General features: G+C 62.8%; 20 protein-coding genes and 1 other RNA gene. 10 read left to right on the top strand and 11 right to left on the bottom strand.

Annotated elements, in window-relative coordinates; genetic code table 11:
- Positions 1-31: 31 nt before the first annotated feature.
- Positions 32-541 (bottom strand): arsenate reductase ArsC, encoded by a 510-nt coding sequence (locus tag HNQ71_RS09720; protein ID WP_184872393.1) that lies wholly within the window; start codon positions 539-541, stop codon positions 32-34.
- 207 nt (positions 542-748) lie between these two features.
- Between HNQ71_RS09720 and HNQ71_RS09715 the strand changes: the two genes are divergently transcribed.
- Positions 749-1,087, top strand: coding sequence for a hypothetical protein (locus HNQ71_RS09715; RefSeq protein ID WP_184872392.1), 339 nt, complete (start codon positions 749-751; stop codon positions 1,085-1,087).
- A gap of 75 nt (positions 1,088-1,162) precedes the next feature.
- Here the strand turns inward: HNQ71_RS09715 and msrB are convergent, their stop codons facing one another.
- The 4 genes from msrB to HNQ71_RS09695 all read right to left on the bottom strand — a co-directional run bounded on the left by msrB (position 1,163) and on the right by HNQ71_RS09695 (position 4,479).
- On the bottom strand, positions 1,163-1,567 hold the full coding sequence (gene msrB / locus HNQ71_RS09710; protein WP_023688927.1) for a peptide-methionine (R)-S-oxide reductase MsrB: 405 nt from the start codon (positions 1,565-1,567) through the stop codon (positions 1,163-1,165).
- 124 nt (positions 1,568-1,691) lie between these two features.
- Positions 1,692-2,882, bottom strand: coding sequence for a vWA domain-containing protein (locus HNQ71_RS09705; protein WP_184872391.1), 1,191 nt, complete (start codon positions 2,880-2,882; stop codon positions 1,692-1,694).
- A gap of 7 nt (positions 2,883-2,889) precedes the next feature.
- Positions 2,890-3,336 carry a GNAT family N-acetyltransferase gene (locus HNQ71_RS09700; protein ID WP_184872390.1) on the bottom strand — a complete coding sequence of 149 codons (447 nt, stop codon included), beginning with the start codon at positions 3,334-3,336 and terminating at the stop codon, positions 2,890-2,892.
- Between the two features lie 303 nt (positions 3,337-3,639).
- Positions 3,640-4,479 carry an AAA family ATPase gene (locus tag HNQ71_RS09695; protein ID WP_184872389.1) on the bottom strand — a complete coding sequence of 280 codons (840 nt, stop codon included), beginning with the start codon at positions 4,477-4,479 and terminating at the stop codon, positions 3,640-3,642.
- A gap of 251 nt (positions 4,480-4,730) precedes the next feature.
- Between HNQ71_RS09695 and ssrS the strand changes: the two genes are divergently transcribed.
- The 6 genes from ssrS (at position 4,731) to HNQ71_RS09665 (ending at position 8,694) form a co-directional block, all read left to right on the top strand.
- Positions 4,731-4,886, top strand: a non-coding RNA gene (gene ssrS / locus HNQ71_RS09690) — 6S RNA.
- A gap of 96 nt (positions 4,887-4,982) precedes the next feature.
- Positions 4,983-5,570 (top strand): 5-formyltetrahydrofolate cyclo-ligase, encoded by a 588-nt coding sequence (locus HNQ71_RS09685; protein ID WP_184872388.1) that lies wholly within the window; start codon positions 4,983-4,985, stop codon positions 5,568-5,570.
- 76 nt (positions 5,571-5,646) lie between these two features.
- Complete coding sequence (locus HNQ71_RS09680; RefSeq protein ID WP_095084226.1) at positions 5,647-6,471, top strand: TIGR00282 family metallophosphoesterase; 825 nt, start codon at positions 5,647-5,649, stop codon at positions 6,469-6,471.
- A gap of 70 nt (positions 6,472-6,541) precedes the next feature.
- Complete coding sequence (locus HNQ71_RS09675) at positions 6,542-7,309, top strand: TerC family protein (RefSeq protein ID WP_184872387.1); 768 nt, start codon at positions 6,542-6,544, stop codon at positions 7,307-7,309.
- Positions 7,310-7,613: 304 nt separating this feature from the next.
- Positions 7,614-8,363 (top strand): YebC/PmpR family DNA-binding transcriptional regulator, encoded by a 750-nt coding sequence (locus tag HNQ71_RS09670; protein ID WP_184872386.1) that lies wholly within the window; start codon positions 7,614-7,616, stop codon positions 8,361-8,363.
- Between the two features lie 19 nt (positions 8,364-8,382).
- Positions 8,383-8,694, top strand: coding sequence for an Rdx family protein (locus HNQ71_RS09665; RefSeq protein ID WP_184872385.1), 312 nt, complete (start codon positions 8,383-8,385; stop codon positions 8,692-8,694).
- A gap of 83 nt (positions 8,695-8,777) precedes the next feature.
- On the opposite strand, the gene HNQ71_RS09660 is transcribed toward HNQ71_RS09665, so the two are convergent.
- The gene (locus HNQ71_RS09660; RefSeq protein ID WP_184872384.1) at positions 8,778-9,254 is read right to left on the bottom strand and encodes an anthrone oxygenase family protein; all 477 of its coding nucleotides are present in this window, start codon (positions 9,252-9,254) and stop codon (positions 8,778-8,780) included.
- A 1-nt stretch (position 9,255) separates the two neighbouring features.
- Positions 9,256-10,089 carry an NAD(P)H-binding protein gene (locus tag HNQ71_RS09655; protein ID WP_184872383.1) on the bottom strand — a complete coding sequence of 278 codons (834 nt, stop codon included), beginning with the start codon at positions 10,087-10,089 and terminating at the stop codon, positions 9,256-9,258.
- Positions 10,090-10,195: 106 nt separating this feature from the next.
- Between HNQ71_RS09655 and HNQ71_RS09650 the strand changes: the two genes are divergently transcribed.
- Positions 10,196-10,834 (top strand): TetR/AcrR family transcriptional regulator, encoded by a 639-nt coding sequence (locus HNQ71_RS09650; protein ID WP_184872382.1) that lies wholly within the window; start codon positions 10,196-10,198, stop codon positions 10,832-10,834.
- Between the two features lie 75 nt (positions 10,835-10,909).
- Here HNQ71_RS09650 and rpmE read toward each other — a convergent pair whose 3' ends face one another.
- Complete coding sequence (gene rpmE, locus HNQ71_RS09645) at positions 10,910-11,131, bottom strand: 50S ribosomal protein L31 (protein ID WP_006327661.1); 222 nt, start codon at positions 11,129-11,131, stop codon at positions 10,910-10,912.
- Between the two features lie 206 nt (positions 11,132-11,337).
- On the opposite strand from rpmE, the gene HNQ71_RS09640 reads away from it, so the two are divergent.
- Entirely contained in the window at positions 11,338-13,137 is a 1,800-nt protein-coding gene (locus HNQ71_RS09640) for an ABC transporter transmembrane domain-containing protein (protein ID WP_184872381.1), read from the top strand.
- 37 nt (positions 13,138-13,174) lie between these two features.
- On the opposite strand, the gene HNQ71_RS09635 is transcribed toward HNQ71_RS09640, so the two are convergent.
- A complete protein-coding gene (locus tag HNQ71_RS09635) occupies positions 13,175-14,662 on the bottom strand; it encodes a carboxypeptidase M32 (RefSeq protein WP_184872380.1) in 1,488 nt (495 codons plus the stop codon).
- Positions 14,663-14,804: 142 nt separating this feature from the next.
- Here HNQ71_RS09635 and HNQ71_RS09630 point away from each other — a divergent pair, with 142 nt between their 5' ends.
- Positions 14,805-15,155, top strand: coding sequence for a DUF1304 domain-containing protein (locus HNQ71_RS09630; protein ID WP_184872379.1), 351 nt, complete (start codon positions 14,805-14,807; stop codon positions 15,153-15,155).
- Positions 15,156-15,307: 152 nt separating this feature from the next.
- On the opposite strand, the gene HNQ71_RS09625 is transcribed toward HNQ71_RS09630, so the two are convergent.
- On the bottom strand, positions 15,308-15,742 hold the full coding sequence (locus HNQ71_RS09625; RefSeq protein WP_184872378.1) for a hypothetical protein: 435 nt from the start codon (positions 15,740-15,742) through the stop codon (positions 15,308-15,310).
- Between the two features lie 249 nt (positions 15,743-15,991).
- A complete protein-coding gene (locus HNQ71_RS09620) occupies positions 15,992-17,023 on the bottom strand; it encodes a peptidoglycan -binding protein (protein WP_184872377.1) in 1,032 nt (343 codons plus the stop codon).

Raw genomic sequence — 17,023 nt, 5'->3', positions numbered from 1 at the left:
GCCAGCCGCCGATGCGACGAGCGTTTTGCGATCAGTTCGCCTTCGCCGTATCGCGACCGATCTCGTCCAGATGGTGCTGCAGCGTCATATGGTCGAGCGTACCCACCGGCAGATTGACAAACAGCGAGATGCGATTGTTGAGCATGCGATAGGCATCGGCGAAGGCGAGGTGCACCTCGGCCTCGGTGCCGCGGGCCTTGGCCGGGTCCGGTATCGCCCAAAGCGCCGTCATCGGATGGCCGGGCCATATGGGACAGGCTTCGTTCGCGGTGTTGTCGCAGACGGTGAAGACGAAGTTCATTTCCGGCGCGTCGGGCGCGGCAAATTCGTCCCAGCTTTTCGAGCGGGCGAAGCCGGTGTCGAAGCTGAGGGTTTCGAGCAGTTGGAGTGCGTAGGGATTGACCGTGCCCTTCGGTTGCGAGCCGGCGGAAAAGGCCTTGAACTTGCCGGCGCCGATCCGGTTGAGGATGGCTTCCCCCATGATGGATCGCGCCGAATTGGCGTTGCACAGAAACAGCACATTGTAGAAATTGTCGCTCATCTCAAGACCTCCCCGGCAGGCGACTGGATGATGGGGCGGCAAACTCCGTCGGGACGTCGCCGCTTGGCAAAAGTATACCGAAAAGAAGCGGCGTAGAAAGGTTTCGCGACCGTGACATCTGGCCAGGTCACGATGTCCATCGTCGCCTGGTGTTGACAGTTTGTTGCGTTTGACGTTCCTGCCGACGCCGAAGCAAGGGTTGCGCCGATGAATGTTTCAAAGCTTCCCGATGACGAGACCGACACGGCAAGCCCGGGCTTCTTCCGCGCGCGCTGGCAAGGCCTGGTGCCGCTCGATCGGCTGTTCTGGCGCGACCTCGTCCTTGTCGGCATGGCGATCAATGTCGCTTCGTCAGTGGCCGCGATCGTCCTGCTCGCACTGAAGCTGCCACTCGCGCTGGTTCTGGCGGTGCATTTCGCGCCGGTGCCCTACAATATCTTCCTGACCTTTGCCGTATGGCGAACCACGGAAAAGGCCACTGGCGCCAAAGCCTCGCTGATGACGCTTGGCGCCACATTGTGGCTGATCCTGTCGGTCGTGGTCTGACAGTGGGATAGGGCACCTATCGCGCAATGAAAAAGGGCGGCCGCAGCCGCCCTTTCCATTCATCCGACGGTCGGGTCAAGCTGTTGGCTCGAATTTCAGCGCGACGCCGTTGATGCAATAGCGCAGGCCGGTCGGCGGCGGGCCGTCCTCGAAGACATGGCCGAGATGGCTGCCGCAGCGGGCGCAATGGCATTCGGTCCGGACCATGCCATAGCTGCGGTCGACGGTGTTCTCGACCGAGCCCGGCACCGGGTCGTTGAAGCTCGGCCAGCCGGTGCCGCTCTCGAACTTCAGCTTGGACTCGAACAGCGGCTGGTCGCAGCCGACGCAGGAAAACGTGCCGGCGCGCTTCTCATAGAGCAAAGCGCAGCTTCCCGGCCGCTCGGTGCCGTGGCCGCGCATGACGGCATATTGCTCCGGCGTCAGCCGGGCGCGCCATTCGGCGTCGGTGCGGGTGACGGGGTAGGTGTGGGTGTCCATTCGATCTCCTCAGCCTTGCCGGCTCGTTGTTGATTGCAACCTCATATTCGCACCAAGATAGGCATTTGTTACAGCCCTGCCCAGTACGGGGCACTTCTGGACGAGCAATCATTTCCCTTGACGCTCAATGCTTCCTTGAAAGCTGCCTGGTCGCGGCTTCGAGTCCGGCCAGCGTCAGCGGGAACATGCGGCCGCCGAAGATGTCGCGGATCATGGCGATCGAATGGGTAAAACCCCAGTTCTTCTGGCTCTCGGGATTCAACCATACCGCGTTCGGCCATTGCTGCAGCATGCGGCCGAGCCATACGGCTCCGGCCTCCTGGTTCCAGTGTTCGACCGAGCCGCCGGGGTGGGCGATCTCGTAAGGGCTCATCGAGGCGTCACCGACGACGATCACTTTGTAGTCCGGCCCATATTTGTGGATCAGGTCGAAGGTCGGGATCGTCTCGGCATGCCGGCGACGATTGTCCTTCCACACGCCCTCATAGAGGCAGTTGTGGAAATAGAAATATTCGAGTTGGCGGAATTCGGCGCGGGCGGCCGAAAACAGCTCTTCGACGCTCTTGATGTGGTCGTCCATCGAGCCGCCGACATCGAAGAACATCAAGAGCTTCACCGCGTTGCGTCGTTCGGGCCGCGTTTGCACGTCGAGATAGCCGTGCTCGGCGGTGGCATGGATGGTGCCCGGCAGGTCGAACTCCTCTTCGGCGCCCTCGCGCACCCAGCGGCGCAGCCGCTTCAGCGCGATCTTGATATTGCGGGTGCCGAGTTCGACGGCGTCATCGAAATTCCTGAACTCGCGTCTGTCCCAGACTTTTACGGCGCGGCGGTTGCGGCTTTCGTGCTGGCCGATGCGCACGCCTTCGGGATTGTAGCCATAGGCGCCGAAGGGTGAGGTGCCGCCGGTGCCGATCCATTTCGAGCCGCCCTGGTGGCGGCCTTGCTGCTCCTGCAGCCGCTGTTTCAAGGTCTCCATCAGCTTTTCGAAACCACCTAGCGCCTCGACCAGTTTTTTCTCTTCGTCGGTCAGGTGCTTCTCGGCGAGCCGGCGCAGCCATTCCTCGGGAATATTGGCGACATCGACGGCATCAGGCCCGCCCAGCGCCTCGACGCCCTTGAAGACATGGGCAAACACCTGGTCGAAGCGGTCGATGTGGCGTTCGTCCTTCACCAGCGCGGTGCGGGCCAGATAGTAGAAACCCTCGACGTCGTAATCGACCAATCCAGCTTCCAGCCCCTCCAGCAACGATAGATATTCCCGCAGCGAAACGGGAACACGCGCCGCCTTCAGTTCGAGGAAGAAGGGGATGAACATCGTCTATCTACAGCAAATCATACTCGATGAAGCCGGTCCGGCGCGCGACATAGTCGTAGAGCTTGCGCGCGGTGGCGTTGGACTCGTGCGTCATCCAGTAGACATTCTTGACGCCGATTTTTGCGGCTTCCAGCTTCACCGCCTTGATCAGCTCAGCACCAATGCCCTTGCCGCGCACATCCGGGTCGGCGAACAGGTCCTGCAGATAGCAGTTGTTCTGCTCCGCCCAGCAGGAGCGGTGGTAGAGATAGTGGGTGAGGCCTACGGCCTTGCCGTCGAGCGTGGCGATGAAACCCTTCGGCTCGAACTCGCCTGCCGTGAACAGCCGCTTCCAGGTAACGGCGTAGACCTCCTCCGGCAGTTTGGTTTCATAGAAGGTCAGGTAGTCGGTCCACAGGCGCCGCCAGTCGGCGTGGTCGGACTGCGCAAGCGGGCGGACAGTGATCTCGGTCATTTCGATCCCTCTGAAATCTGGAACCCGATCCATAAAGAACCAGGAGTGGGAAACATCCTTGCCTATCCTGCCGGCAAATCATACTCGCGAAAAGCGGTCGCGAGCATATGCAGCGCCTCTCGTGCCCGTGGCGCCAAGGCTTGCGAATGCAAGACGATATCGCAAGGGGGGAATACTCTCGCCGTCATCAGCCTCATCATCTTCGGCGCGAAGACCGTCGCGCCGCAGGAGGCAAGGGGGCAGCTTCCGCCCAGACCGCGGGCGAGGCCCGTTCGTAGCGCTCCGACACCTGCACGGACAGTCTTAGCCCTGCCGCCTTGCCATGAAGGCCAGCCGCTCGAACAGATGCACATCCTGTTCGTTCTTCAAAAGGGCGCCATGCAGCTTGGGCAATGCGTTCTTCGGGTCGGCGCGCAGGTCTTCCGGCGCGATGTCGTCGGCGACCAGCAAGCGTATCCAATCGAGCGCTTCCGAAGTCGACGGCTTCTTCTTCAGGCCGGGCACATCGCGGATCTCATAGAACTGGGTCAGCGCCGCGCGCACTAGGTTCTGCTTGATGCCGGGATAGTGCACATCGACGATCTTGTGCAGCGTCTCGACGTCGGGAAAGCGGATGTAGTGGAAGAAGCAGCGGCGCAGGAAGGCGTCCGGCAGCTCCTTCTCGTTGTTGGAGGTGATGATGACGATCGGCCTGACCGCGGCGCGGATGGTCTCGCCGGTCTCGTAGACGAAGAACTCCATCCGATCGAGTTCTTGCAGCAAATCGTTGGGAAACTCGATATCGGCCTTGTCGATCTCGTCGATCAGAAGCACGACCTTCTTGCCGGCCGCGAACGCCTCCCAAAGCTTGCCGCGCTTGATGTAGTTCCTGATGTCGTTGAAGCGCTCGTCGCCGAGCTGGCTGTCGCGCAGCCGCGACACGGCATCGTATTCGTAAAGGCCCTGCTGCGCCCTGGTGGTCGACTTGACGTGCCATTCGATGAGGTCGAGGCCAAGGGCTGCCGCAACTTGCCTGGCGAGTTCGGTCTTGCCGGTGCCGGGCTCGCCCTTGACCAGCAAGGGCCGTTCCAGCGCGATCGCCGCGTTGACCGCCACCATCAGATCCTTGTCGGCGACATAGGCCGCCGTGCCTTCGAAACGCATTGTTGCTCCTTAGAGCGGTTCACCGTTTCACGGAAACGTCGAACCGCTCTATCTCTTTGTTTTGACGCAATTCCGGACGGAAAACCGTTCACACTTTTCCTGGAATTGCTCTTGGTTGGTGATGACGACCGTAAGGACGCCGCGCTGCCTGTGCAAGGGTGGCTTGTCGGCGGCGGCGAGGGCGTGGATCCGACACGGAAAGAATGCCAGTCTCACTGGCGCTTGGTCGACCAGCAGCCTATATTGGGTGGGACGGTCTGTGCTTCCCGGCAGGAGAACATTTTCCCCGGGGCCTTAACGATCCTTAGGGAGCTGTCCCTGGGAAGACCCGTGGGTTTTCTCACACGGCGCCCACCTACTTTGTAGGTTCCCGGGATCGCTCTCTCCACCGGTTGTGTGGATCGTCACTTTTCGCAACGCATCCATGTATTTCGGTGGATGATGCGGTAGAAAACGTCGCTCCTAAAACTCCACCCAGATCTGACTTTTTCTATCGTCTGCGCATGACATCCTCAAAACACCTGAAAAAGCAGCTTCGCCTCGAGGCACTCGGGCGCCGCGACGCGCTCGATGAATTCTGGCGGGTGGAGATCGCCCTCGAAATGGCCGAGACGGCGCGCGATCACCTCGCTGTCGAGCCGGGTCAGATCGTCTCCGGCTTCTGGCCGATGCGCTCGGAAGTCGACGTCCGGCCGCTGATGTTCGCCTTGCGCGAGAAGGGAGCCAGGCTTTGCCTGCCGGCGATCCTCGACAAGTCGACCATCGTCTTCCGCGAGCTGGTGCGGGGCGCGCCGATGGTCGAGATGGGCTTCGGCACGGTTGGCCCGCATGAGGAGGCCGAAGTGCTCGACCCTTCGGTGATGCTGGTGCCGCTCGCCGCCTTCGACGCGCGCGGCCATCGCATCGGCTATGGTGCCGGCTACTACGACCGTGCCATCGCCAAGCTTGTCGACAAGGGGCAGACGCCAAGATTGATCGGCATCGCCTTCGACTGCCAGGAGGTGGCGCTGGTGCCAGATGAGGACCACGACGTCGTCATCCCGGAAATACTCACAGAGAGTGGGTTGCGCCGCTTCTCGCCAAAATTGTAGATAAGCACAATGGACGCATGATCTTTTCACAGACGTCATGCAGCTTTTGCTTCGCTGACATTCGGTGCGGGATCATATGAGACTTCTCTTCCTCGGCGACATGGTTGGAAAAACGGGACGCACGGCAGTGTGGGAACAACTGCCGGGACTGATCTCCGATTTCAAACTCGATTTCGTCATCGTCAATGGCGAGAATGCCGCCGGCGGCTTCGGCATCACCGAAGAGATCTTTCGCGAAACGATCGCGGCGGGCGCCGATGTTGTCACCACCGGCAACCATGTCTGGGACCAGCGCGACGCGCTGGCCTTCGCGCCGCGCGAAGAGCGCTTTCTGCGCCCCTCGAATTTCCCCAAGGGCACGCCCGGCCGCGGCTCCGGCGTCTACATCGCCAGGAGCGGTGCGCGTGTGCTGGTCGCCAACATCATGGGCCGGGTGTTCATGCACCCCGAACTCGACGATCCGTTCCAGGCCGGTGAGCGCGAACTGGCCGCCTGTCCGCTCGGCGAGCAGGCGGATGCCGTGATCATCGACTTCCACGCCGAGGCAACCTCGGAAAAGATGTGCTTTGCGCATTTCGTCGATGGCCGCGCCAGTCTGGTGGTCGGCACCCACACGCACCAGCCGACCGGCGATCACCAGATCCTCAATGGCGGAACCGGCTACATCTCCGACGCCGGCATGTGCGGCGACTATGATTCCTCACTCGGCATGGACAAGGAGGAACCGCTCAACCGTTTCCTGTCGAAAGTGCCGAAAGGGCGCTTCGAGGCAGCGACCGGACCGGCGACATTGTGCGGCGTCGGCGTCGATATTTCCGACCGCACCGGGCTGACCGAGAGGATCGCGCCGTTTCGTCGCGGCCCGCGGCTGGAGGAAACCGCACCGTCCTTCTGGTCGTGACATTGATATGGACGCAAGCAGTACCTAATTGCCGGCGACACTGCTCTAGATCGTAGAGGGGACGACCTCCATGCAGCTCATCGATTTCCTGGCGCCACATCTTCACTTCGTGTCCGATCCGACGGCCTGGGTTGCGCTGCTGACGCTGGTGGTGCTGGAGATCGTGCTCGGCATCGACAATCTGATCTTCATCTCGATCCTGACAAACAAGCTGCCGGAAGCGCAAAGGGCGCGGGCCCGCCGGCTCGGCATTTCGGCGGCGCTGATCATGCGGCTGGTGCTGCTGGCCACCATTTCGATCATCGTCCAGCTGACGACGCCGGTCTTCACTGCCTTCGGTCACGGGTTTTCCTGGCGCGACCTGATCCTGATTGCCGGTGGCCTGTTCCTGGTTTGGAAGGCGACCAAGGAAATCCATCACACGGTCGATCCCGACGATCACCAGGACACGATGCTGGGGGAGACCCTGCAGATCAGCCTCGCCGGCGCGATCTTCCAGATCCTGCTGCTCGACCTCGTCTTCTCCATCGATTCGATCATCACCGCCGTCGGCATGACCGATGAGATCGCCATCATGTACATCGCCGTGATCGTCGCGGTCAGCGTGATGATGCTGGCGGCCGGACCGCTGGCAAACTTCATCGCCAAGAACCCGAGCATCGTCATGCTGGCGCTGGGCTTCCTGCTGATGATCGGCATGACGCTGATCGCCGACGGCATGGGCTACCATGTGCCCAAGGGTTACATCTACGCGGCGATGGGTTTTTCGGCCTTGGTCGAAGGGCTCAACATGCTGGCGCGGCGACGCAGGAAGGCGAAGTCCGGCGAGGGGCATTGACGCTGGCAGGAGCATAGCCGCATCGCGAGACCTTGGATCGCCGGATCAGCCAGTATGCCAGCCATGCGGTCAGCATCATCGACCGGCTGAAGCCGGACCTGGAGGCGTGAGCGATTGCAGCGGCGTCGCGGCTGGACGAATTGAGCCGATTTATCTATAAGCCGGCCATTCCGACAGAGAACGCCGTGCTTCCACGAGTTGCACCTGGGACGCTCTGAAATTTTGAATTCGAGTATTTCTGCAGAAGACGAGGTGAGATCACCTCGCTTCGGGATGCTCTAGCCGAGAAGACGACAGGGGTGCCATGGCTGGCCATTCACAGTTCAAGAACATCATGCACCGCAAGGGCCGCCAGGATGCGGTGCGGTCGAAAATGTTTTCCAAGCTGGCGCGCGAAATCACCGTTGCCGCCAAGAGCGGGACGCCCGATCCGTCGATGAACCCGCGCCTGCGCCTGGCCGTGCAGAACGCCAAGGCAGTGTCGATGCCGAAGGACAACATCCAGCGCGCCATCAACAAGGCCTCGATGGGCGATGCCGAGAACTACGAAGCCGTGCGCTATGAGGGCTACGGACCCGGCGGCGTCGCCGTCATCGTCGAAGCCCTGACCGACAACCGCAACCGTTCGGCCTCGAACGTGCGCGCCGCCTTCACCAAGGCCGGCGGGGCGATGGGCGAAACCGGATCGGTGTCGTTCATGTGGGATCGTGCCGGCGAGATCTATTATCCGGCATCGGCCGGCAGCGCCGACAAGGTGATGGACGCGGCGATCGAAGCTGGCGCCGATGACGTGGAATCCGATGAGGAAGGCCACACGATCTACTGCGCCTTCGAAAATCTCGGCGAAGTGTCGAAGGCGCTGGAAGCCTCGCTCGGCGAAGCGGAATCGGTGAAGCCGATCTGGAAGCCGCAGAACAGCGTTCCGGTCGACGAGGATCGGGCACAGTCGCTGATGAAGCTGGTCGCCACGCTCGAGGATGACGATGACGTTCAAAGCGTCTACGCCAACTTCGAAGTCGACGACGAGACCATGGCCAAGCTCAGCGCGGCATGAGCGGAGCCCGGCCATAGATATGAACGCGGCTCAGCTTCCCGCCATCCGCATCACTTATTGCACGCAGTGCCAGTGGCTGCTGCGTGCCGGTTGGATGGCGCAGGAGCTGCTGTCGACCTTCGGCACCGACCTCGGCGAAGTGACGCTGGTGCCCGGCACTGGCGGCATCTTCACCATTTCCTGCAATGATACGCTGGTCTGGGACCGCAAGCGCGACGGCGGCTTTCCGGAAGCGGCGAAGCTCAAGCAACTGGTCCGCGATGTCATCGACCCGGACCGTGATCTCGGTCATTCCGACCGCAAGGGTCATACGCAAAAAGACCCCGCCTGAGCGGGATATTTTGCTTTTCGCAGAACGCTTCTCTCTTTGTCTCGACGCAATTCCGGACGGCTACGGACTTTTCCTGGCGTTGCTTAGAGCAATGAGAGAATGAAGCAGGCCATCGCCATGATGGCGGTGATGGTGCGGACGTGGTTCCACATCACCCATTGGCTCAGATGGTTCGCCCACACAGCGGCGCCGTTGCTGCTGGCCGGGTCGACGGCGGCGAGCGCATCGTTGAGCGGCACGTTGAAGACCATGGTCACGATCGGGTTGCCGATCAGGTAGATCACCGCGCCGGCAAGCAACCAGTACGAGCCGGACTGGCTCCAGCCCATGATGGCGGCGGCGATAAGCACCAGACAGAGCAGGCCGGTACCGAAAAGCGCCGTCATGAAGGTCGGGGTGATCACCGTGACGTTGATCGAATTCATCGCCGAGATGCCGCTGGGGACGGGCAGTCGGGCAAGCGCCGCCATGACGAAATTGGAAAAAGCGAAAAACACGCCGCCGACGACGCCCGAGCCGATTGCGGCAATGATGGTAAGGGTGGGAAGAAGCTTGATCATCTCAGTTGCTCCAGATTCGGCTAGCGGCGGTTTCGGTTGCGTAGGTGGAGAAGTCTCTTGGCTGGCGGCCAAGTACGCGCTGGACGCCGTCGGTCAGCGTCTCGTTGCGGCCGTCAAGCACTTTTGTGAACAGCTCATTGAGCAGCCAGGCGAATTCGGGCGGCAGGTCGTGCGCGGCCACGGTGGCGGTGAATTCGTCATGCGAAATCCTGACAAAGCGGATATCGCGCCCGGCGGCCTTGCCGATCTCGGCGACGGCGTCGGCGAAGCTCAGCAGCCGCGGCCCGGTCAGTTCATAGAGCTGGCCGATATGCCCTGCCTCAGTCAGCACGGCAAAGGCGACGTCGGCGATGTCATCGGCATCGACAAACGGCTCGCCGACATTGCCGACCGGCAAAGCCACTTCGCCCTCAGCCAAGGATTCGACAAGGAAGCCTTCGCTGAAATTCTGCGAGAACCAGGCGCAGCGCAGGATCGTCCAGTCGGCGCCAGAGGCCTTCAGCATCTCTTCGGAACGTTGGGCTTCCGCCTCGCCACGCCCCGACAGCAGCACCAGCCGGGTGATGCCGTTTTGTACGGCAAGCCTGGCGAAGGCGCCGATCACCTCGGCGGCACCCGGCACGGCCAGATCGGGATAGTAGCTGATGTAGACGGCGCTGACGCCTTGCATGGCCGGGCCCCAGGTCGCGGGGACCTCCCAGTCGAAGCGCGGGGTACCCGAGCGCGAGCCGATGCGCACCGGCAGGCCCCGCGCCGTCAGTCGCTCGGCAAGGCGGCGGCCGGTCTTGCCCGTGCCGCCGAGGATCAGGATGGGGTTTGTTGTCGTGGTGTTCATGGCTGTTTTCCTCTGTTTCAAAACATGAGCAATCCTCACATTTGCAAAACGTGATAAACCCTCGTATTTTGCGAGTCAAGCGATTTTGTTGGCACTGGAGACAGCCATGGAAGACACCGCGCCGGTTTCGTCACAGGAGCAGATTGCTTCGCCGCGCCGGGCGCCGAGCCAGCAGCGCAGCCGCGAACGGGTCGAACGCATGCTCGCCGCTGCCTCGGCGCTGATTGCCGAGCAAGGCAGCGACGCCATGCGCATGGGCGAAGTGGCGCAACGGGCAGGGGTGTCGATCGGCTCGCTCTACCAGTTCTTTCCGGACAAGCGGGCGATCGTCTGGGCGTTGGCCGAGCGCTACACCGCCGAAAGCCAGGCGTGCATCTCGGCGGCACTCGCCGACGTCGGCGACGCCGAAGGCCTGGGCCAAGCATTTTCGGAGCTGGTCGATATCTACTACGGGCTGTTCCTGGCCGAGCCGGTGATGCGCGACATCTGGTCGGGCACGCAGGCCGACAAGGCGCTCCGCCAGCTCGAACTCGCCGACAGCCGGGCCAACGCCGAATTCCTCACAGCGGTGCTGAAGCGGCTGCGCCCGGCGGCCGATCCGACGGCGCTGGAAACCACGGCGTTCCTGGTCTGGCAGATGGGCGAGGCCGCCGTGCGGCTGGCGATCTCGGTCGACAGGCAAGAGGGCGACAGGCTGGTCGAGGCTTACAAGCGGATGGCGCTGCGGGAACTGTTGGCGGAGTAGGACGCGATGAAGGTCGAGCAACAAAAAACCCGCCTCGAGGGCGGGTTTTCCGATCTGCGAAAAAGGTCGTCGGGCTTAGAGGCCGAAACCTTCGAAACGCTTCTTGAACTTCGACAAGCGGCCACCGCGGTCGAGCAGGGTCTGCTGGCCGCCGGTCCAGGCCGGGTGGGTCGTCGGGTCGATATCGAGGTTCATCGTATCGCCTTCCTTGCCCCAGGTCGAACGGGTCATGTATTCGGTGCCGTCGGTCATGACGACCTTGATGGTGTGGTAATCGGGATGGATGTCGGTCTTCATGGTTCGGTTCCTGGCTTGCCGGCGCTGCCGACGGGCATAAGCCTGCGTCGATGCGCCCCTTTTTAAAACTCGAAGCCGCAGCTATTGAGGAGCCACGGCTTCTAAAACGGTCGGCGAGCCTATACATCAGCCGGAATTGAATCACAAGGCCGCGGCAAGCGCATATTGAGGCGCATTGCCCAGAGGCGGCTAGAGGAAACGCAGGAATGGCGCAAACCAGCAGCGCAGACGAGCGCCGGCGCTCGCTCAAGCCGCTCAGGCGCGTGTTCCCGTATATCACGCATTATCGCACGCTGGTCGTCGGCGCGCTCATTTCGCTGGTCATCGCCGCGGCAACGACGCTGGCGCTGCCGCTGGCCGTACGGCGCATGATCGACCATGGTTTCTCGTCGGCCAACACCATCTTCATCGCCGAATACTTCGTCGCCCTGGTGGCAATGGCCGCCGTGCTGGCGGCCGCCTCGGCCGGCCGCTATTATTTCGTCATCACGCTCGGCGAGCGCGTCGTCGCCGATATCAGGCGCGATGTCTTTACCCATGTGACGACGCTGTCGCCGTCCTTCTTCGACACCGCGCAGTCAGGCGAGATCGTGTCGCGGCTCGCCGCCGACACCACGCAGGTCAAGTCGGCGGTCGGGGCGACGGCCTCGGTGGCGCTGCGCAACGTCATCCTGGGCCTCGGCGCCGTGGGGATGATGGTCGTCACCAGCCCGAAACTGTCCGGTTTGGTTATTGCCGCCATCCCGGTCATCGTGCTGCCGCTGGTCGCCTTCGGCCGTTCGGTGCGGCGCAAGTCGCGGCAGGCGCAGGATACGCTTGCCGATGCCACCGCCTATGCCAGCGAGCAGATCGGCGCGGTGCGCACCTTGCAGGCCTTCACCAATGAAAAGCTCGTCACCGGGCATTTCTCGGGCGCCGTGGAAGCCGCTTTCGAGGCTGCGCGCGCCTCGATCTTCGCGCGCTCCTTCCTCACCTTCTTTGCCATTTTCACCATCTTCTCGTCCGTCGTGGCGGTGCTGTGGTTCGGCTCGCGCGACGTGCTCGACGGCTCGATATCACCCGGCACGCTCGGCCAGTTCCTGCTCTATTCGGTCTTTGCCGCCGGTGCGCTCGGCGCGCTGTCGGAGGTCTGGGGCGAGCTTGCGCAGGCGGCGGGTGCTGCCGAACGGCTGACCGAGATCCTGGCCGAGAAGCCAGCAATCCAAGCGCCGGCCGATCCGAAGCCGCTGCCGGCGGTCGCCAAGGGCGCGATCGTGTTCGATGATGTCTCCTTCTCCTATCCGGCAAGGCCCGACCGCGCTGCCGTGCACGGCTTGAGCTTTCAGGTCATGCCCGGCGAGACGGTGGCGATCGTCGGTCCGTCAGGGGCCGGCAAGAGCACCGTCTTTTCGCTGATCCTGCGTTTCTACGATCCCGAGACCGGCAAGATCCTGATCGATGGCGTCAATGTGCGCGAAGCCGATCCCGTCTCGGTCCGCGAACGCATCGCCATCGTGCCGCAGGACGTCACCATCTTCGCGGCAAGCGCGCGCGACAATATCGGCTTTGGCCGGCCGGGCGCTACCAAGGCGGAGATCGAGACAGCGGCGAAGGATGCGCTAGCCGACGAATTCATCCTCAAGCTCGAAAAAGGCTATGACAGCCAGGTCGGCGAGCGCGGCGTGACGCTGTCCGGCGGCCAGCGCCAGCGGGTGGCGATCGCTCGCGCCATCCTGCGCGACGCGCCGATCCTGCTGCTCGACGAGGCGACCTCGGCGCTCGACGCAGAAAGCGAGACGCTGGTGCAGATGGCGCTGGAACGCCTGATGCAGGGCCGCACCACCATCGTCATCGCCCACCGGCTGGCGACGGTGCTGAAGGCCGACAGGATCCTGGTCATGGATGGCGGCCGCATCGTCGAGGAAGGCACGCACCAGAGCCTGGTCGCCAAGGGCGGCATCTATGCGCGGCTAGCCAAGCTGCAGTTCGAAACCGGCGCCAGCGCTTTCAGGGGCGCGGCGGAGTAGTCGCAAACAGCCGCGCTCCTGATATACCGACCGCCCTCTACGCGGCTCCGTATCGCTGCTTCAGATGGTTGACGAAATAGCTGGCGTCGAGCTTTTCGCCGGTGGCGCGTTCGAGCAGGTCCGGAGTTGACCAGCGTGACCCCTGCGACCAGATTTTTTCGCGACGCCAGGCGTTGATCGACGCGAAATTGCCTTTGGCGAGATCGTCATCGGCGGCAGGATGCTCGCGTGTCAGCGCCGCCCATTGCTGCGCCGCCATCATCGCGCCCAGCGTGTAGGAGGGGAAGTAGCCGAAGGCGGCACCCGGCCAGTGCACGTCCTGCATCGGCCCGTCGGCCGGATTGTCGATGGTGGAGAGGCCGAGATAGTCGCGCATCTTGGCGTCCCAGGCTTCGGGCAGGTCTGCCACCTCCAGCCTGCCCGAAACGAGTTCCTGCTCCAGTTCGTAGCGCAGGATGACATGCAGCGGGTAGGTCACCTCGTCGGCATCGACCCGGATCAGGCCGCGCTCGACGCGATGCACATGCGGCAGGATGTCGTCGAGCGACCAGGCTTCGCCGAGATGCTTTTCGACCACCGGCAGCGCCCAGCGCCAGAAAGCCGGGTTGCGGCCGAGCTGCTTTTCGACGAACAGGCTTTGGCTTTCATGCACGGCCATGCCGCGCGCCTTGCCGAGCGGCCAGTGCGCCCATGCCTTCGGCAGGTTCTGTTCGTACAGCGCATGGCCGGTCTCATGCAGCACGCCCATCAATGCCGACAGGAAGTCCGAGGTCTTGTAGCGGGTGGTGATGCGCACGTCGCTCGGCACGCCGCCACAGAAGGGATGGTGCGATACCGACAGCGACCCGTGCGTCAGGTCGAAGCCGACCGACGTCATCATCGCAAGGCCGAGCTCGCGTTGCCGGTCGACCGCATAGGTGCCCGAAAGCGGCTTCAGCGGGCGCTTGCGCAGCCGGGCCTCCTGTATCGCCAGCGCCTCCGGCACGAAGCCTTTCAGGAAAGCCTTGAGGTCGGTGAAGACAGGCGTGATGTCGGCGGCGCGGTTGCCGGGGTCGTATTGCTCCATGAGCGCGTCATAGGGGGCAAGACCGAGCACGTCGGCACGCAGCGCCGCCTCTTCGCGCACCAGTTCCACCACGCCCTCGAGCGCCGGCAGGAAGCCCGCCCAGTCGTTCTTGGCGCGCAGGTCGCGCCACAGCTGCTCGCAACGCATGCGCGCGGTGGTCTGCCGTTCGACGAACTCGACCGGCAGGCAGGTCAGGTTGGTGTACTGCCGCCGCAATTCGGCGACCGCGGCCCGTTGCTCCTCACTCAACGCTTCCTGTTCGGCCGCGGCGAGCCAGTCGGCGATCTCCGGGGCCGTTGCCCTGGTGTGGTACATGCCGGCCAGCGCCGACATTGCCTCGGCGCGTTTCTCGCCGCCGCCGACAGCCATGTGGGTGGCCTCGTCGGCGCCGAGAATGGCCAGCGCATGTTCGAGCGCTTCAAGCTTGTGGCCGAGATCATCGAGTTTCTGAAAGGACATGGCAGGTTCCGTGATTGAGGACGGCGCGAAAAGATACCAACGCAAAAGCGTTTGCAACCCTGCGGCACTGTGCGGCGGATGCATCTTGCACTGGTGAGGTCACGCGTGAAATGCTGCCGGCGACACGTGAAGGGGGAACAGCATGATCGGCAACATCCTGGTCGGACTGGTGGCCTTGATCCATGTCTACATCGTCTATCTCGAAATGGTTCTGTGGGACACGCCGCGCGGGCACAAGGCGTTCAATCTGAAGCCGGAATTCGCCAGCGCCTCGAAGGTGCTGGCCGCCAATCAGGGTCTCTACAACGGCTTCCTCGCCGCCGGCCTGATCTGGGGGCTTTACCTCGGGACAGCCGGTTTTCAGGTCAAGGTCTTCTTCCTGTTGTGCGTGGCCATTGCCGGCCTCTATGGCGCGGCAACGGTTGGCCGCAAGATCCTGTTCATTCAGACCGTGCCGGCGGTCGCCCTGATTGCAGTCTGGCTTGGTTGGTAGGAAGCCGGGCTGGTAGCAAACTGGGCTGAGAGGAAAAAGGACGCCCGCGGGAGAGGGGCCCCGAAGGCGCCAGGTGGTCCCTTCCCGGCGCAGGATCTCGAAGGGAATCATGCGCGAGATCGAAGTGCCAAAGCAGCTTGGCGTTCAAGCTTTCAGCCGTTCGGATAGTTTCCGCCGTCGGAGCCATCGCCCATCAGGGTATCGCTGCCGATATCAACCCTCAGACGCTGGTCGACATTGTCGAGACGGCGCAGCAGCTCATGGTATTGCGCGGCCGGTATCCTGCCGTGATCCGATGCCGCTATTTTCTCGGCCGCCTGACTGATGCGGGCCGTCTGCATTTCCAGTCGTTCAGCAACGGCGGGCGTGATGTTGTTGGCCTGCCTTGCATCGACTATGCCCTGGCGGACGCCCTGAACTTGTTCGATGAGACCTTGGACGCGCGGCCCCGCAAAGTCGGTCGGGTCGCCAGCGTCGAGAGCGCCTCTGTGATGGCCCGCGGCATAGGCGCCGGCAAGCGGAACGGCGATAAGGATCGCCGTGAGTGTTGCAGTTCTAAGCGAGGTGCTGGGACTAAAAGAGCGCATCGTCGCGTTCTCCTCCTGAAGAGAAAGGCGGCGGTTGTCTCGCCTGCCTTCCGGCTGCGGGCCGTCCGGTTCCGTCGCGTCGCGATGGGGAGTCATCGCCGGCGGTTCTCGGCCCAGGCGGGGAAGCTAGGACCGCAATACGACGATGTGTAATTAAAAAAAGATAATCTTTTCAGGCCTTGCCGGCCTCGCTCTACGCCCTAGAGTTGAGCCGGCGAACAAATTCGCGTGATGCCGCGTGATGATGGATCAACGTTCGGTGAGCTTCAGTTCAATACGCCGGTTCTTGTTGCGCGCCTCTTCGGTGTCGGCGGGGTCGAGCGGCTGGAACTCGCCGAAGCCGGCGGCGACCAGGCGCTTGGCCGGCACGCCGTTCTCGATCAGGAACTTCACCACCGAGGTCGAACGCGCCGTCGACAGCTCCCAGTTGTCGCGGTAGCGGCCGGTGCCGGAGAGCGGCTTGTTGTCGGTATGGCCGTCGACGCGCAGCACCCAGTTGATCTCGGGCGGGATTTCCTTCTGCAATTCGATGATGGCGTCGGCAAGTTTCTTCATCTCCACCTTGCCGGCATCGTTGATCACTTCGGAGCCGGTCGGGAACAGCACTTCGGACTGGAAGACGAAGCGGTCGCCGACGATGCGGATGTTCTCGCGGTCGGCGAGGATTTCGCGCAAGCGGCCGAAGAAGTCGGAGCGGTAGCGGTTCAATTCCTGCACGCGCTGCGCCAGTGCGACGTTCAGGCGGCGGCCCAGATCGGCGATCTTGGTGTTGGAATCACGGTCGCGGGTTTCGGAGACGTTGAGCGCATCCTCGAGCGCACCGATCTGCTTGCGAAGTGCTGCAATCTGCTGGTTGAGAATCTCGACCTGGCTCAGCGCCTGCTGGCTGATCTGGCGCTGGCTGTCGAGTTCGCCCGAAAGTGCTACGGCACGCTGGTTGGCGGCGTCGCCGGCACCAGCACCTTGCGCCAGCAATTGTTCGAGCCGGCTCTTTTCCGCTTCCGCCGCCGACAGCGATGCCTGCAGATTGGCAAGCGAATCTTCCTTGTCCTGCGTCGTCGACCGCTCCAGCGCCAGAAGCTGGGTCAGTTCGTTGATCTGCGAATTGAGGCGCGAGAGCACCGCATCCTTGCCGGAGATTTCACGGCCGAGCAGGAATTGCGCCAGCACGAAGACGGTGAGCAGGAACATGATCGCAAGAAGCAGCGTCGACAGCGCGTCGACGAAGCCCGGCCAGTAATCGATGCGGCGATCGGTGCGCCGTCCACGCGCCAGTGCCAT

Source organism: Mesorhizobium sangaii, from assembly GCF_014207355.1.
Classification (GTDB): domain Bacteria; phylum Pseudomonadota; class Alphaproteobacteria; order Rhizobiales; family Rhizobiaceae; genus Mesorhizobium; species Mesorhizobium sangaii.
The sequence above is the reverse complement of the archived record's forward strand: the minus strand, read 5'-3'. Positions and strand labels throughout refer to the sequence as shown.

Coding starts and splice junctions, on each gene's coding strand:
- HNQ71_RS09635 (WP_184872380.1), bottom strand. CDS start 14,662: ATGTCCTTTCAGAAACTCGATGATCTCGGCCACAAGCTTGAAGCGCTC.
- HNQ71_RS09675 (WP_184872387.1), top strand. CDS start 6,542: ATGCAGCTCATCGATTTCCTGGCGCCACATCTTCACTTCGTGTCCGAT.
- HNQ71_RS09655 (WP_184872383.1), bottom strand. CDS start 10,089: ATGAACACCACGACAACAAACCCCATCCTGATCCTCGGCGGCACGGGC.
- HNQ71_RS09640 (WP_184872381.1), top strand. CDS start 11,338: ATGGCGCAAACCAGCAGCGCAGACGAGCGCCGGCGCTCGCTCAAGCCG.
- HNQ71_RS09685 (WP_184872388.1), top strand. CDS start 4,983: ATGACATCCTCAAAACACCTGAAAAAGCAGCTTCGCCTCGAGGCACTC.
- HNQ71_RS09665 (WP_184872385.1), top strand. CDS start 8,383: ATGAACGCGGCTCAGCTTCCCGCCATCCGCATCACTTATTGCACGCAG.
- HNQ71_RS09700 (WP_184872390.1), bottom strand. CDS start 3,336: ATGACCGAGATCACTGTCCGCCCGCTTGCGCAGTCCGACCACGCCGAC.
- HNQ71_RS09715 (WP_184872392.1), top strand. CDS start 749: ATGAATGTTTCAAAGCTTCCCGATGACGAGACCGACACGGCAAGCCCG.
- HNQ71_RS09695 (WP_184872389.1), bottom strand. CDS start 4,479: ATGCGTTTCGAAGGCACGGCGGCCTATGTCGCCGACAAGGATCTGATG.
- HNQ71_RS09660 (WP_184872384.1), bottom strand. CDS start 9,254: ATGATCAAGCTTCTTCCCACCCTTACCATCATTGCCGCAATCGGCTCG.
- HNQ71_RS09670 (WP_184872386.1), top strand. CDS start 7,614: ATGGCTGGCCATTCACAGTTCAAGAACATCATGCACCGCAAGGGCCGC.
- HNQ71_RS09630 (WP_184872379.1), top strand. CDS start 14,805: ATGATCGGCAACATCCTGGTCGGACTGGTGGCCTTGATCCATGTCTAC.
- rpmE (WP_006327661.1), bottom strand. CDS start 11,131: ATGAAGACCGACATCCATCCCGATTACCACACCATCAAGGTCGTCATG.
- HNQ71_RS09720 (WP_184872393.1), bottom strand. CDS start 541: ATGAGCGACAATTTCTACAATGTGCTGTTTCTGTGCAACGCCAATTCG.
- HNQ71_RS09705 (WP_184872391.1), bottom strand. CDS start 2,882: ATGTTCATCCCCTTCTTCCTCGAACTGAAGGCGGCGCGTGTTCCCGTT.
- HNQ71_RS09650 (WP_184872382.1), top strand. CDS start 10,196: ATGGAAGACACCGCGCCGGTTTCGTCACAGGAGCAGATTGCTTCGCCG.
- HNQ71_RS09620 (WP_184872377.1), bottom strand. CDS start 17,023: ATGGCACTGGCGCGTGGACGGCGCACCGATCGCCGCATCGATTACTGG.
- HNQ71_RS09625 (WP_184872378.1), bottom strand. CDS start 15,742: ATGCGCTCTTTTAGTCCCAGCACCTCGCTTAGAACTGCAACACTCACG.
- msrB (WP_023688927.1), bottom strand. CDS start 1,567: ATGGACACCCACACCTACCCCGTCACCCGCACCGACGCCGAATGGCGC.
- HNQ71_RS09680 (WP_095084226.1), top strand. CDS start 5,647: ATGAGACTTCTCTTCCTCGGCGACATGGTTGGAAAAACGGGACGCACG.